This window comes from Pseudonocardia terrae, from assembly GCF_021343995.1.
In the GTDB taxonomy this organism is placed as follows: domain Bacteria; phylum Actinomycetota; class Actinomycetes; order Mycobacteriales; family Pseudonocardiaceae; genus Pseudonocardia; species Pseudonocardia terrae.
The window spans coordinates 14,854-27,814 of sequence record NZ_JAJTTE010000011.1 but is presented as its reverse complement, the minus strand read 5'-3'; the positions used below and the strand labels follow the sequence as shown (position 1 = coordinate 27,814).

Here is a 12,961-nt window from a genome sequence, read left to right as displayed (position 1 = left end):
GAGGCCCGGACGGCGAACCGGTTCCCCGGAGGCCCTATCCGGCGTTCGCCTCCCGGACGGCCCGCTCACCCTCGTGGGCCGCGAGTGCCGCCGCCACCGCCCGCTTGGCGTCGGTGTCGGACAGCAGGCCGAGGTGGCTGCCGCCGATCTCGACGTTCCTCGCGTGCGGGTCCTGCGAGGAGCGCCAGGGCACCACGCGGTCGCGGCGGGTGAAGACGGAGGTGAACGGCACCCCGACCGCCCCGCGCAGTGCCGTGCGGAAGTCCGCGCAGCACGGTCCGCGCAGGCAGCCGAGGGTGGCGGCGCCGGGCACCCCCAGCGTGCCGGCCGTGCCGAGCACTGCGGCGAGGCCCAGCACGGGTAGCCCGAGCCGGTAGAGGTCGAAACCGGAGCCGAGCGTGACCAGCCCGCGCACCGGTGCGCCGGCGGCGATCGCCGCGCGGGCGAACTGACCGCCGCGGCTGTGCGCCACCACGTGCACGCCCTCGCCGGTGTCGGCGCGTTCGAGGGAGCGCCGCAACGCCTCGACGCTGCGCCCGCCACAGGCCATGCCCACGCCGACCGTGTGCGGCGTGACGTCGTAGCCGAGCCGGCCGAGCCACCGCTGCATCGGGCGCAGCCCGGCGTCGGTGGTGCCGAAGCCGCCCACCAGCACGAGCGGACCGCCGCCCAGCCACGCCCGGCGCAGCGGCGGATCGGGCTGCCCGCGGTGCAGCAGGGCGCCGCTGACCAGGCTCAGCCGGGTTCCGAGGGCGGCGAGAGCGTCGAGCACGCCGGCCCCAGGCGACTCCGCGACGGAACCGCCCGCGGCCGCCTCGAGGGTGCTCACCACGTCAGGCCGTGCTCCCCGTGTCCTCCTTGCCGGAGAGCTCGCGCAGGAGCTCGTGGCAGCGGGCGGCGCGGCGCGAGTCCTCGGCCATGACGTCCTCGAAGAAGGACGCGACATCGTCGTACCCGGCGTTGCGGGCGTCGCGGACGTACTGGCCGTAGTCGTGCCCGGCCTTGAGCGCGTGGTACTGCACCGACACGAGGTCGTACATCACGTCGCTGAAGCCGGTCTCCCCGGTGGCCATCGGGGCTCACCTCCCGGTCGTCGGATCGTGCGGACCGGGGCCGCGTACCCGCCGGGAAGGGCTCGAACCGCGGTGTGGCGCACCGGATGCCGGGGCCTGACGTGGAGGAGCCCTGCGGGGCGCACGCGCCCGCAGGGCTCCTCGTGCACCGGGAGCACCACCTCCCGGCGCGCGGGGCGCCCACCACGGCTGTCCAGCGCCCGCCGGTCCTGTGCCCCCGGGGCGGCCGGTCAAACCCGCCGTTCGGCCTCCAACCGCGCGGGCGGCGGCTCACGGGGCACGGCACCCGTCGCGACGAAGAACTCGGCGACCGTGCGCAGCTTCGTGTTGAGCCGCTGCGAGGTGCGGCGCAGCTCCTCGAAGGCGGCATCGCGCGTCATCCGCCGGCCGGCCATCAGGATGCCCATCGCGACCCCGATGTCGCGGCTGCTCTCCAGCGCCCGGTCCAGGTCGCGCGCATGCTCCCTCTCCCGGGCCGCCGCCATCGCCAACGCGGCGTGCCCGGCCAGCAGGGCGCCCACCGCGTAGGACCGGTGGTCGAACGCCTCGACCTCGCGGGAGTAGAGGTTGAGCGCGCCGGTGGTGTCCTCGCGCACGAACAGCCGGAAGGACAGCATGCTGCGCACACCCGTCTCCTCGACCGCGGCCTTCGCGAAGTCCGGCCAGCGCTCCTCCGACGCGAGGTCGCCGGTGCGGTACGACCCCTGTGTCTCGATCGCCTCCAGGCACGGCCCCTGCCCGGTCCGGTACTGCACCTCGTCGACCAGTTCGGGCAGCTCGTCCGTGGCGGCCACGGTCCGGATCGGGCCCTGCGCCCGGACGAGCGACATCGCCGCGTGCCGGCACCCGGGGACGGTGCCGAGGGCGACGCGGGTGATGCGCTCCTGCGTCGCGAGGCGCCCGTCCTCGGCCTCGAGCTGGCGCCCGACCTGGAGGAACAACCGTGCCAGGGTTTCCTGTTCCGTCTCGGCCACGGACCTGTGTACCCGGTGGCGTCCCGCCGACACGTCGCCCTCGGTAGCGACCGGCCCGCCCACCGCGATCTCCTCCGCGGACGACCGATGAGATCGGTGACGGGCGGCGGTCCACCGCTCGACGACACGACGGGCCGGGCGCCGCCGGCACGGCCCGAGGAGCAGGAGGAGCCATGGGGCGCATCAAGGTCCACGAGTTCACCACCCTCGACGGCGTGATCGGCGCCCCGATGTGGACGATGGACTACGGGTTCACCGACCAGCTCGGCGCCGAGATCGGCGGCTTCATGACCTCGTGCACGGCGATCCTGCTGGGCCGCACCACCTTCCAGGAGTTCGCGCCCGCCTGGTCCGGCCGCACGGCCGAGGACGACCCGGGTGCGCCGTTCTTCAACGAGTCCCCCAAGTACGTCGTGTCCGGCACCCTGCAGACGGCCGACTGGAACAACTCCACGATCGTCGGCAAGTACGACCCGGACACCATCCGCGACCTCAAGGCCCGCGTCGACGGCGACCTCTACGTCAGCGGCAGCGGTACCCTCGTGCGCGCCCTGCTCGCCGACGGCCTGCTCGACGAGCTGCACCTGTTCGTCTACCCGCTCGCCGTGGGCGAGGGCCCGCGGCTGTTCCCCGAGAACGGGCCGCGGCATGGGCTCTCCCTGGCCGGCTGCACCGGCCTGGACAACGGCGTGGTGCACCTGACCTACGGGCCGGCGGCGGGCTGAACCCCGCCCCTCGCCTCCGCCCCCTCGCCTCAGCCCGGACGCCCCAGCTCGACGAACCGGAGCACCAGGGCCAGCTGCGAGCGGTAGTCCACGGTGTGCGGCGCCCGCTCGTGCCTGCGCCACAGCGTGTTCAGCTCCTCGCGGCCGAACCCGTCGGCCCTCTCGAGCACCGCCCGCACCTCGGTGTCGTCGACCGGCCTGCCCCGGAGCGCGGCGAAGGCACGCACGAGCGCCGCTCGGTCGGGGTCCATCCCGTGCGGCGGGCGCGACGAGTCGCGGGGGCGGGCGTCCACGACATCCAGGTTAGGCCGGGGGTACGACGAAAACGGCTGCGCGACACCGGCCGTCGGGTACCTCCCGACCCCCGCCGAGGGGTTGCCGGGGCCGGGAGGTCCCGTCGTACGGCCGAGCACGACGGCTCGGCGGCGACACCGACAGGAGATCATGACGCCCGGCCCGCCCGCAGCCGGCCGCGCCCGGCTCACAGCGAGTCCATAAGGGCGTCGCGCCGACCGGAACCGATGTGCCGCACGAGGACGGGCCGGGTGTGGGCGGAGGGGCGCGCCACGCCCGGCCCGAGGTCGGGCGCCGAGATCAGGGCCGGTCGAGGAACGTCTCCACGACCTCGTCGAACGCGGCCGGGTTCTGCAGGAACGGGAAGTGCGAGCTCGCGATCTCGCGGGGGAAGACGTGCAGCTCGGCGCCGGGGACGCGGTCGGCGATGTAGCGCTGCGAGGCCGGGTCGACGTGGCTGCCCTCGCAGCCGATCACGAGGGTGGGCCGGTCGAGGCGGGGCAGGACGTCGCGCCAGTCCTGCGCGCAGTGGTCCCACAGCAGCGGGACGCCGGCGTACGGCGGCGTGAGCGCGATCTGCTCCTCGACGAACGCCCACAGCTCCGGGTCCACGTCGCCGCTGAACATGCCGCGCACGAACTCCGCGGTGGCCTTGGCCCCCTCGGGCCCGTGCAGCGCCTCGCACAGCGACAGCAGGGCGGCCACGTCGAAGATCGCGCCGCTGTCGGCCTGCGCCTGCGGGGACATCCACGGGACGGCGGCGACCGCGGCCGGCTGGTCGACGGCCACGAACCGGCGGATGCGGCCGGTGCCGTACTGGTCGACGAAGCTCCACCACACGGACACGCCCATCGACCAGCCCAGGACGTCGGCGCGGTCGACACCGAGGTGGTCGAGCAGCTCGTGGGCGTCGCGGGCGAGGCGGGCGATCCGGTAGCCGTGGTGCGGCTTCTCCGACGTGCCGTGCCCGCGCTGGTCGAGCGTCACGACCCGGCGCCGCGGGGCGAGGTCCTCGACCTGGTGGCGGAACATCGCCTGGGTCTGCCCCCAGCCGTGCAGCATCACCAGCGGCGGGGCGTCCCCGGCCGGCCCCGTGTCGCGGTAGGCCAGCTCGACGCCGTCGGACGTGCGGAAGGTGCTCATGGGTCGCTCCTGCAGCGGTGAGGGAGGGCCAGGGCCTCGGTGGCGGGGGTCAGGCGGCCCGGACGTGCAGCCCGCCGTCGACGGGGAGCAGCGTGCCGGTGATGTAGGCGGCCTCGTCCGAGGCGAGGAACAGGGCGGCGTGGGCGATGTCGTAGGGGCTGCCCATCGCGCCGGTCGGGCTCAGCGCCGCACGCTCGGCCCGGACGTCGGCGACCGTCCGGCCGCCGGCGAGCTGGCGGTACACGAGCGGAGTGTCGATCAATCCCGCGAGGATCGCGTTCACCCGGATCCCGCGGTCGGCGTACTGCACGGCCAGGCTGCGGGTCAGCTGGTTGACGGCGGCCTTCGCGGCCGCGTAGGCGGGATAGGGGTAGCCGGTCCAGCGGATCGAGGCCGTCGACGAGACGTTCACGATCGCGCCGCCGTGCCGCAGCAGGTGCGGGATCGTCTTCTGGGCACTGAGGAAGACACTGTCCAGGTTGACGGCGAGGGTGGCCCGCCACTGGTCGAGGGTGAGCTCCTCGGGCCCGCCGAGACAGGTCACGCCCACGTTGTTGTGCACCACGTCGAGCCGGCCGGTCAGCCGCAGGGTCTCTGCCACCGCCGCCCCGACCTGGTCCGGGTCGGTCGCGTCGGCGACGACGCCGTGGCCCGTGCCGCCGCACCGCCGGATCTCCTCGACGGTCCGGGCGGCGGCGTCGGCGTCCCGGTCGACGACGACGGTCGCGGCCCCGTGCCGGGCGAACGTCGTCGCGGTGGCGAACCCGATGCCGACGGTGTCCACGGTGGCGAGGGTGTCCACAGCGCCGACGGCGCCGTCGGTGCCGTTCTCGGGGCTCCCGTGCCCACCGCCGAGCACGAGCGCCGTCCGACCGGCCAGTCGAGGTGATCCGACCGGTCCGGTCCCGTGCACCGTCATCGCTGTCGCCGCCTCCTCGCGTGCCGGGCCCCGGGGGCGGGCCCGCTCCGGACGAGTCTCGCGGCGCCGCCGCACCGCCCGCTACGGACGGGCGCCGGAACTCACGCCGCCGAATTCCACGGTCCGTAGGAAGATCAGCCGTCGGGCCCGGTCAGCTCGGCGACCAGCAGCCCCGTGTGCAAAAGCAGCCGGTTGCCGCCGTCCTGCAGGTCCAGCCCGGTGATCTCGGTGATCCGCTCGAGCCGGTAGTAGAGCGAGGTGCGGTGCAGGTGCAGCGCCTCGGCCGTGCGGGGCATCGAGCCGCCGTGGTCGAGGAAGGCGCGCAGCGTCGCCACCAGCCGTGCCGCACTCCGGTGCCGGAGCAGGCGCCCCACGGGCTCGGGGACCAGGTCCGGCCCCAGCACGTCGTCGGGCAGCTGCAGCAGGAACGCGTAGGGGCCCAACGCCTCCCAGCGCGCGACCGGGCCCAGCCCCCGCACCGCACGGGCGCCGCGGGCCGCCGCCCGGGCCTGCCTGCCGGAACGGAACGCCGCGCGCAGGCCGGGCACGACCTCGCCCACACCCGCCACGACCCCACCCGCCCCGTCCGGGCCACCGAGGAGCCGGCCCGCGGCCGCGACCATCCGCTCGGCCGTGCCGACGACCTCGGTGGGATCGAGGTGGGCGCCGACCTGGAGCAGCGTGCCGCCGCCCGGGGCGAGCGCCGCGAGCGAGCGGTGCGGGTGGCGGTGGGCGGCGGAGTCGAGCACCACGCGCAGCGCCGTCGCCACCTCCGGGCGCGCGGAACCGGGTGCGAGCAGCACGGTCACGACGGCCTGCGCCACGTCGGCCGGCAGCCCCGCGGACTCGGCGGTGGACACGGCCGCGTCGCGGTCGGCGACGTCGTCGCCGAGCAAGCGGGCGACGAGTCGGTCGCGCCCGGCGCGGTCCTCCTCGGACTCCTCGTCGCGGGCCAGCAGCGCCGCCGCGGCCGCCGCGACCTCCTCGATGCGCCGGACCTGCGACCCGGCGAGGCTCCGGTCGGCGTCGATCACCATGAGCAGGCCCAGGAGCTCGCCGGCGTGCCGCATCGGGACGCACAGCCGTGCCCGCAGCCCCAGGTCCGGCCGCTCCGGCACGACGCCCGCCCGGGACCACCCGGCGACCCCCTGGTCCAGGACGTGCCGGGCGACGTCCGCGCCGGCGTCGCGCTGCAGGACGGCCCGGACCCGCACCTCGTCCTCGTCGCCGAAGTGCCGGCTGGTGACGAGCATCCGCACGACCGGGTCGTTCACGACCACCGAGCGGCCCAGCTCGTCGGCCAGCTCGTCGACGACGGCCTGCAGGTCCGCCCCGGCCCGGCGTCCCCCGCTCTCCGCCATCCGCGCCTCCACCTTCCCGCCGGGTCGCCACGGCCCGCCGCCGGGCGTCAGGATGCCGGACCGGCCCGGCGCGGTCCGCGCCACGTCGACTCGAACTGATGTTCGAGCTTCTGCTACCGTCGGCGGGCGCGCGGCGGCCGGGGTAGGGGAAGTACGCCGGCCGCCGCGCCACCGTCCGGAAGAGTCCGCGATCAATGCACCACGTGCATCAATGCACGACGTGCATCCTCGTGGGTAACCTGGGGTCACCCGGACGACGGGTGCCGCCCGGCGGCACCCGGGAACAGGACGCGCCCATGAGTGCCCCGAGCGAGCAGGACACCGCCGCCGCCATCCCCGCCACCGACGGTGCCGCCGCCGACCCCGCCGACCCCGCGGCCGTCTCGGCGGCCACGGAGAGCTCCCCCACCGCGATGACCCGGCTGATGCCGGCGGACATGCTGGAGCGCCGCGCCGAGTGCCCCTTCGAGCCCGCCCCCGGCCTGGAGCGCCGCCGCGGCGAGGGCGCGGTGCAGCCGTTGCCGCTGCTCAACGGCGCGCAGGCGTGGCTGGTGACCGGCTTCGAGGAGGCCCGCGCGGTGCTGGCGGACCGCCGGTTCAGCTCTGACCGGGTCCGCTACCGCGACGCCACCCGGATGCAGCCGCACGAGGTCGCCGCGCAGGCCGCGGCAGCCGAGCGGGGCGAGCCGCTCTGCCCGGCCCCGATCGAGGCCCGCACGGACGGGATGTTCGTCTTCATGGACCCGCCGGAGCACACCCGGCTGCGGCGGCTGCTCACCGGGCAGTTCACCGTGCGCCGGATGAAGGCCCTCGAGGAGCGGGTCACCGAGATCGCCGTCGAGCACATCGAGGCGATGCGGGCGGCCGGGACCGAAGCGGACCTGGTCCCCGCCTACGCGCTGCCGCTGCCGTCGCTGCTGATCTGCGAGCTGCTCGGCGTCGACTACGCCGACCGTGCGCCGTTCCAGGAGAACACCGCCGTCGCACTGAACTCCACCTCCACGCCCGAGGAGCGCGCCCGCGCGGGCGGTGAGCTCTACCGGTTCATCTCCGGGCTCGTGGCCGCCAAGCGGGCCGCCCCGGCGGACGACATCCTCTCCGGCCTGATCCACGAGGCGGACCCGCCGCTCACCGACGCGCAGCTGGTCGACGTCGCCCTCGTGCTGCTCGGCGCCGGGCACGAGACCACGGCGAACATGCTGGCCCTGGGCACGTTCGCGCTGCTGGAGAACCCCGAGCAGCTCGCGGCGCTGCGCGCCGACCCCGCCCTGATCGACACCGCGGTCGAGGAGCTGCTGCGCTACCTGAGCATCATCCAGCTCGGCGTCAGCCGGATCGCCACGGAGACCGTGACGGTCGGCGGCGTCGAGATCCCGGCGGGGTCCTCCGTCGTCGTAACGACCCCGGAGGTGAACCGCGACACGCGGCACTGGAGCGACCCCGACCGGCTCGACCTCGGCCGCGAGCGTGCCCCGCACCTGGCCTTCGGCCACGGCATCCACCAGTGCCTCGGCCAGCAGCTGGCTCGCATCGAGATGCGGGTGGGCTTCGGCGAGCTGGTCGCACGGCTGCCGAACCTGCGGCTCGCCGCGAAGGCCGAGGAGGTGCCGCTGCGCAACGACATGCTGATCTTCGGCGTGCACTCGCTGCCGGTGACCTGGGCCTGACCGGGCCTCGCTGCGGATGATCGGCCTGCCCGGCCGCCCCGGGCCCGCCGTCATAATGGGCCGCCACGACGACGGGCCGGCGAGGGGGAACGTGATGGCAGGGACGGCTCCGCCCACACCACCCGTCGCCGCCGCGCTCCCCGAAGTGGGCCGCCGGGAGCGCAAGAAGCTCGCCACCCGTGCGGCCGTGCGTGACGCGGCGTTGCGGCTGGCGGTCCGGCACGGCGTCGAGAACATCACCGTCGAGCAGATCGCCACCGAGGCGGACATCGCCCTGCGCACCTTCTTCAACCACTACTCCAGCAAGGAGGAGGCGGTCGTCGCGGCCGCGGCGGCCGGGGCGGAGGCGCTCGTCGTCGAGTTCCGGGCCCGGCCGGCCGCGGAGTCCGTCCTGCAGGCGCTGCGCGAGGCGGTCCTCGTGGTGATGGACCGGCACGACGCCGCAGGCCGTGACCACCTCCGTGCGTTGCGCCTCATGCGGGAGAGTCCCTCGCTGATGCCGCAGCAGATGGCGGTGCTCACGGCGCAGGAGCAGGCGCTCGCCCGGGCCGTCGCCGACCGCGTCGGGCCGCCGGCGGTGGAGGGCGGCCCGACGTCGATCTACCCGCAGCTCTGCGCGGCGGCGGCGCTGGCCGCGCTGCGGGTCGTCCTCGACCGCTGGCTCGGCCACGCCACCGACCCCGACGACGCGCCACCCCTCGCCGTGCTGCGTCGGGAGGTCGACGAGGCCCTGGCCCACCTCGCCACGGGACTGGACACGGTCGCGGGGACCTGACCCCGGACCGTGCGCTGCGTCAGCCGACCGCGCCGGCCTCCACCAGCGAGTCGGCGATGTCGAACCCGTCGATCAGCGCGAGCACCCGCCGCACCGGGCCCGCGTCCGGCGACACCACCAGCTGCAGGGTGTGGCCTTTCGCGGCCAGCCGCATCCGCAGCCCCACCAGGCAGCGCACCCCGCACGCCGCGAGGAACCCGACGCTCGTCAGATCGACGATCACCCGCTCGATCCCGGGATCCGCCGCGAGGCGGGCCACCACGACCTCGAGCTCCGGGCAGTTGGCCAGGTCGATCTCGCCCGTCAACGCCACCACGGCGACCGGGGCGCGCTGCACCATCAGCAGCAGGCCTCCCGGCAAGGACCTCTCCCACGCTTCCACGGCGCACCCCCGCCAGTCGCGCCCACCGTGGCCTCCGATGCGGTCCGGCAAGGGGGTGAGTGTCGCCCCGGGACGGACGGTCCCGCAACGGCCATCCGAGGCACCCCGCCGGCCCACCGGACCGTCAGGACGGTCAGGATGACGACGGCGTGTCGGCGGTGTCCTCCGACTGCCCGTACCGCGCCCAGCGCAGGGCCTCCTCGCGCTCGTGCCGGGCCGACTCGCGGGCGTGCGCGGCGAGGTCACGAAGCCGGGAGGCGTCGGCCGGCCGCACCTCGGCCGTGTGGTCCAACGTCGACGCCACGGCGTCCTCGACGCTCGCCCGCTGCTCGGCGAGCGCCGCCACCTGCGCCGCGACGCGTTCCCCCTGCGCCCGCAGCCGGTCCGTCTGCCGTCTCAGCGAGGCGCCCCGCTCCGCCTGCCCCTCGTCACCGTCCATCGCAACCTCCTCCGCACCTTCTGTGGCGGCCCGACCGCACGGCCCCCTTCCCCGGGTACCTCCGCCGTCGCGGGCCATTCAGCGCCGGCGTCCCCTCGACCGCTGCTGTGTGCGGGTCAGCACGGCCCGGCTCTGCGCGATCTGTTCTTCGCTACCCCGAACGGCCCGGGCCACCGCCGTCGTCACCTCCACCATGCAGGCGTGGGCCGCCACGCTCCCGCGACGCGCGGCCGCGGCCTCGGCCTCGGCCTCCGTGCGGGCGTCCACCTGCTCCCGGTCGACCGCCGCCTGTTCCCGATCTGCCGCCGACCCCTCACGATCCACGGCGGAGTCCTGGCGGTCCTGTGCGGCGGCGGTCCGGTCCCGAGCCGACGCCCGCCGGTCACCTGCGGCCTCCTGCCACGCGAACTCGCTGTGCGCCACGAGGGCGATCGCCTCGTCGAGGAGGACGTCGACCTTGTTCCGGTCCCGCCGCCAGGCCGCGGCGTGCTCGGCCGAACGGGACGGGCCGGTCCCGTCGTCGCACGCCTGCTCCGCACTGGCCAGCCGGTCCATCGACTCCAGGAGGTCCCGCCGGATCTCCCACAGGCGGGTCAGCACTCCCTGCACCCGGCCCGCCGCCTGCACGTCGCGGGTCCCGGCCCGGCCGTCCCGCCGGTCGGCCTCGGCGTCGCGCTCGTGGGAGGCGTGGTCCCGCAGCTCGGCGGCGTCGTCCCGGGCGCAGGCCGCGACGTCCCGTCGGTCGGCGGCGGGCCGCGGGTCCCGCGAGCCGTTCCACTCGCCCATCGCGACCAGCTCCTCGCACGCCACGAGGCGTGGCGGTGCCGGTTCAGACGGTACGGGTTCGGAGGCCTCGGAGCACCCCCCGCACACGTCCGGACCGGGGACACGACGATCGGCACGTACGCGCTCGCCCCGATGGGCCGTACCGAGGCGGGGGTGAACCCCGTGCGGCGCCGAGCGGGGAGGACCGTCAGTCGTCGATCAGCGGCAGCTTGAAGGTCAGGTGCCGGGTCGCCGACGGGGGCCGCAGCATGGGCGGGTAGTGCATCTCCGCCTGCACCCAGGCGATGATGTCCCGCGCCCGCCGGCGGCTGTTGGCGGTTCCCGAGACGACGAAGCCGTCCTCGTCGACGACGGTCCACGTCCACTCGCGGGCGCCGGTCCGCCTCGTCACCGTCAGCTGCACCGAGACACCCTATGCACCCGCCCGGGGGACCCGCGCACCGCCCACCGGTCACACCGGGCAGAGCTGTCGGAACCGCATGATCCAGACGCCGGGAAGGGCGGTTCCGTCGCAGGTGAACCGGGTCGCTCAGCCGTCGGACCGGCGCGCCCGGACCAGGAACGAGGCGGTGACTGCCACGCCGCGGTCGGGATCGTCGACGAGGCCGGCCAGCATCGCCTCTGCCCGTGGTCCGGGGACGTCCGCGAGCGCGGACGCCAGTCGTCGGCGGACCGCGCCGGTGGCGCCCGCCAGTGCGCCCGCGATCGCGCCGGCGATCTCGTCGGCCAGGCCGTGCCGGGACGCGAGCCCTCCGAGGGCGTCGGCGGCCTCCACGTCGTCCCGTCCCTCGACGACGAGGGCGACGAGCGCGGGGACGGTGTCCGCCGCGCCCCGGGAGGCGCGCACGAGCGTGGCGCGTCCCCTCACCACCGGGTCGGGGTGCCGGAACGCGTCGGCCAGCACGGCGGAGGCGTCCGGCGAGCCGATCTTCACCAGAGCCGCGAGCGCACGGTGCCGCCGAGCAGCGATCGGCGAGTCCAGCGCCTCCGCCAGGACCGGGACCGCGCCGTCCCCGGTCCGGGCCAGGGCCCAGTCGAGCGCGCCGGCGACGTTGGGGTCGGACTCCTTCAGCGCCGCCTCGGCGAGGGGCACGGCGTCGCGGTCCCCCTCGCCGGAGAGCGAGAGGGCGACGCGCTGACGTGCCGAGGGATCGCCGGCATCGAGCCCTCGCATCAGCCCGATGGTGCGCAGCACGTCGGACCACTCGGCGGGCTCGGTCGCCCGGACCCGGCCGAGTCGGCGCAGGAGCTCCTCCTCCCGTGCGAGGCGATCGCGGGTACGGGCGACGAGCTGCTCGACCATCGCGGCCGGGCTGAACGACAGGTCGGTGAGGACGTCCGCGATGTCCCGCAGGCTCAGCCCCAGCGAGCGGAGGCCTTCCACGTGGAACAGGCGACGGACGTCCTCCTCCGAGTACCGCCGGTACCCGCCCTGCGTGCGCCCGGTCGGCGACACGAGCCCGATCGAGTCGTAGTGGCGCAGCATCCGCGCGCTGATCCCGGACCGTTCGGCGACCTCACCGATGAGCATCCCGCTCACTCCTCCACGAGCGGCGCCCCGCGGAGCGCGACGGTCCGGCGTGCCTCCGCGATCGCGGCGTCGAACCCCTCGTCGGGGTGCTGCATGAGCCGCTTCGTGGCGAGCGCGTGCGTGCGCACGCCCGCGTCCCGCGCGGTGATCGCGCGCTCGACGACGGGCAGGACCGCCGCTCCGAGGGCGACGAAGGCACGGCTGAGGCTCCGCTGCACCTCGCCGTCCCCGCGGTCGAACTGCGTGGCCAACGTCTCGGCGAGGCCGGTCTCACGACCCTCCGGGACGAGCCCGGCCGCGGTCCGCCAGGCCGTCCGGGCGACCTCGTCGTCCTCGTCCGTCAGGAGTGCGGTGGTGATCGCGGGCCACGTCCGGGCGTCGCCGATCTTCGAGAGCGTGTGGAGGGCCTGGCTCCGCCCCTGAGGGACGTCCGATCCGAGCTCGTCCAGCAACCGCTCCACCGTGAGCGCGACGTCGTGCCGGGTGAGCGCCCAGCTCAGCATGTCGCGGACGAAGAAGTCGGGCTCCACCGCGCACCGCCGGACCAGGACCTCGACGTGCTCGGGGTCCGGGCGTATCCCGGCGTTCAGCGCCGCGTGCAGACGCGCCGAGGCGGCAGGACTCTCCAGGGCGGACCTCAGCTCGAGGCCCGCCCCCTCACGTACACCGGTCATGCCCACGATCCAAAGCCTTGTCACGGTGTCAAGGTCAAGCTCGCGGACCCACGGGACCGAGGACGGCTGCACCCCGGGGCTCGGCCACCTCGCCCGCGCGGGGTTCTCCCGCCGCCTCCTCCGGTTGTTCTCGCCGCCGTGGGTATCCCCTGGGTCACGTCGCACGTGTGTCGGAGGACGGTCGCGACCGCGGCGGGACGCTGCCGACGACCGAGGAG

Annotated in this window: 16 protein-coding genes; 3 read left to right on the top strand and 13 right to left on the bottom strand. The window is 75.3% G+C overall.

Annotated features, from left to right (window positions below; all coding sequences use genetic code 11):
• Nucleotides 1-34: 34 nt before the first annotated feature.
• The 3 genes from LWC33_RS09570 to LWC33_RS09560 form a co-directional block, all read right to left on the bottom strand.
• Entirely contained in the window at nt 35-829 is a 795-nt protein-coding gene (locus LWC33_RS09570; RefSeq protein WP_233303912.1) for a lipase family protein, read from the bottom strand.
• Between the two features lie 4 nt (nt 830-833).
• The gene (locus LWC33_RS09565; protein ID WP_232874796.1) at nt 834-1,073 is read right to left on the bottom strand and encodes an acyl carrier protein; all 240 of its coding nucleotides are present in this window, start codon (nt 1,071-1,073) and stop codon (nt 834-836) included.
• Between the two features lie 230 nt (nt 1,074-1,303).
• On the bottom strand, nt 1,304-2,047 hold the full coding sequence (locus LWC33_RS09560; RefSeq protein ID WP_233303911.1) for a GAF and ANTAR domain-containing protein: 744 nt from the start codon (nt 2,045-2,047) through the stop codon (nt 1,304-1,306).
• A gap of 173 nt (nt 2,048-2,220) precedes the next feature.
• Between LWC33_RS09560 and LWC33_RS09555 the strand changes: the two genes are divergently transcribed.
• Nucleotides 2,221-2,772 carry a dihydrofolate reductase family protein gene (locus LWC33_RS09555; protein ID WP_233303910.1) on the top strand — a complete coding sequence of 184 codons (552 nt, stop codon included), beginning with the start codon at nt 2,221-2,223 and terminating at the stop codon, nt 2,770-2,772.
• 29 nt (nt 2,773-2,801) lie between these two features.
• Here LWC33_RS09555 and LWC33_RS09550 read toward each other — a convergent pair whose 3' ends face one another.
• The 4 genes from LWC33_RS09550 to LWC33_RS09535 form a co-directional block, all read right to left on the bottom strand.
• Nucleotides 2,802-3,065, bottom strand: coding sequence for a hypothetical protein (locus LWC33_RS09550; protein ID WP_233303909.1), 264 nt, complete (start codon nt 3,063-3,065; stop codon nt 2,802-2,804).
• Between the two features lie 301 nt (nt 3,066-3,366).
• Entirely contained in the window at nt 3,367-4,209 is an 843-nt protein-coding gene (locus tag LWC33_RS09545) for an alpha/beta fold hydrolase (RefSeq protein WP_233303908.1), read from the bottom strand.
• A 49-nt stretch (nt 4,210-4,258) separates the two neighbouring features.
• Nucleotides 4,259-5,128, bottom strand: a complete 870-nt coding sequence (locus LWC33_RS09540) for an SDR family NAD(P)-dependent oxidoreductase (RefSeq protein WP_233303907.1) — start codon at nt 5,126-5,128, stop codon at nt 4,259-4,261.
• A gap of 134 nt (nt 5,129-5,262) precedes the next feature.
• Nucleotides 5,263-6,489 carry a PucR family transcriptional regulator gene (locus LWC33_RS09535; RefSeq protein ID WP_233303906.1) on the bottom strand — a complete coding sequence of 409 codons (1,227 nt, stop codon included), beginning with the start codon at nt 6,487-6,489 and terminating at the stop codon, nt 5,263-5,265.
• Between the two features lie 296 nt (nt 6,490-6,785).
• On the opposite strand from LWC33_RS09535, the gene LWC33_RS09530 reads away from it, so the two are divergent.
• Together LWC33_RS09530 and LWC33_RS09525 are read left to right on the top strand one after the other, a co-directional pair.
• A complete protein-coding gene (locus LWC33_RS09530; protein ID WP_233303905.1) occupies nt 6,786-8,156 on the top strand; it encodes a cytochrome P450 in 1,371 nt (456 codons plus the stop codon).
• A 94-nt stretch (nt 8,157-8,250) separates the two neighbouring features.
• Nucleotides 8,251-8,931: a TetR/AcrR family transcriptional regulator gene (locus tag LWC33_RS09525; protein ID WP_233303904.1), complete on the top strand. Its 681-nt coding sequence runs from the start codon at nt 8,251-8,253 to the stop codon at nt 8,929-8,931.
• Nucleotides 8,932-8,950: 19 nt separating this feature from the next.
• Here the strand turns inward: LWC33_RS09525 and LWC33_RS09520 are convergent, their stop codons facing one another.
• From LWC33_RS09520 to LWC33_RS09495, 6 genes are all read right to left on the bottom strand, one after another.
• Nucleotides 8,951-9,292: an STAS domain-containing protein gene (locus tag LWC33_RS09520; protein ID WP_233303903.1), complete on the bottom strand. Its 342-nt coding sequence runs from the start codon at nt 9,290-9,292 to the stop codon at nt 8,951-8,953.
• Nucleotides 9,293-9,446: 154 nt separating this feature from the next.
• Complete coding sequence (locus LWC33_RS09515; RefSeq protein WP_233303902.1) at nt 9,447-9,752, bottom strand: hypothetical protein; 306 nt, start codon at nt 9,750-9,752, stop codon at nt 9,447-9,449.
• Between the two features lie 78 nt (nt 9,753-9,830).
• Nucleotides 9,831-10,538 carry a hypothetical protein gene (locus LWC33_RS09510; RefSeq protein WP_233303901.1) on the bottom strand — a complete coding sequence of 236 codons (708 nt, stop codon included), beginning with the start codon at nt 10,536-10,538 and terminating at the stop codon, nt 9,831-9,833.
• Nucleotides 10,539-10,725: 187 nt separating this feature from the next.
• Nucleotides 10,726-10,941, bottom strand: a complete 216-nt coding sequence (locus tag LWC33_RS09505; protein ID WP_233303900.1) for a hypothetical protein — start codon at nt 10,939-10,941, stop codon at nt 10,726-10,728.
• Nucleotides 10,942-11,067: 126 nt separating this feature from the next.
• Nucleotides 11,068-12,069 carry a MerR family transcriptional regulator gene (locus LWC33_RS09500; protein WP_233303899.1) on the bottom strand — a complete coding sequence of 334 codons (1,002 nt, stop codon included), beginning with the start codon at nt 12,067-12,069 and terminating at the stop codon, nt 11,068-11,070.
• A 5-nt stretch (nt 12,070-12,074) separates the two neighbouring features.
• Nucleotides 12,075-12,743: a HEAT repeat domain-containing protein gene (locus LWC33_RS09495; RefSeq protein WP_233303898.1), complete on the bottom strand. Its 669-nt coding sequence runs from the start codon at nt 12,741-12,743 to the stop codon at nt 12,075-12,077.
• Between the last annotated feature and the right edge of the window lie 218 nt (nt 12,744-12,961).

Bases quoted from the DNA above. Each gene is read 5' to 3' on its own strand.
- LWC33_RS09555 (WP_233303910.1), top strand. From the start codon at position 2,221: ATGGGGCGCATCAAGGTCCACGAGTTCACCACCCTCGACGGCGTGATC.
- LWC33_RS09545 (WP_233303908.1), bottom strand. From the start codon at position 4,209: ATGAGCACCTTCCGCACGTCCGACGGCGTCGAGCTGGCCTACCGCGAC.
- LWC33_RS09565 (WP_232874796.1), bottom strand. From the start codon at position 1,073: ATGGCCACCGGGGAGACCGGCTTCAGCGACGTGATGTACGACCTCGTG.
- LWC33_RS09525 (WP_233303904.1), top strand. From the start codon at position 8,251: ATGGCAGGGACGGCTCCGCCCACACCACCCGTCGCCGCCGCGCTCCCC.
- LWC33_RS09515 (WP_233303902.1), bottom strand. From the start codon at position 9,752: ATGGACGGTGACGAGGGGCAGGCGGAGCGGGGCGCCTCGCTGAGACGG.
- LWC33_RS09540 (WP_233303907.1), bottom strand. From the start codon at position 5,128: ATGACGGTGCACGGGACCGGACCGGTCGGATCACCTCGACTGGCCGGT.
- LWC33_RS09530 (WP_233303905.1), top strand. From the start codon at position 6,786: ATGAGTGCCCCGAGCGAGCAGGACACCGCCGCCGCCATCCCCGCCACC.
- LWC33_RS09510 (WP_233303901.1), bottom strand. From the start codon at position 10,538: ATGGGCGAGTGGAACGGCTCGCGGGACCCGCGGCCCGCCGCCGACCGA.
- LWC33_RS09500 (WP_233303899.1), bottom strand. From the start codon at position 12,069: ATGCTCATCGGTGAGGTCGCCGAACGGTCCGGGATCAGCGCGCGGATG.
- LWC33_RS09535 (WP_233303906.1), bottom strand. From the start codon at position 6,489: ATGGCGGAGAGCGGGGGACGCCGGGCCGGGGCGGACCTGCAGGCCGTC.
- LWC33_RS09495 (WP_233303898.1), bottom strand. From the start codon at position 12,743: ATGACCGGTGTACGTGAGGGGGCGGGCCTCGAGCTGAGGTCCGCCCTG.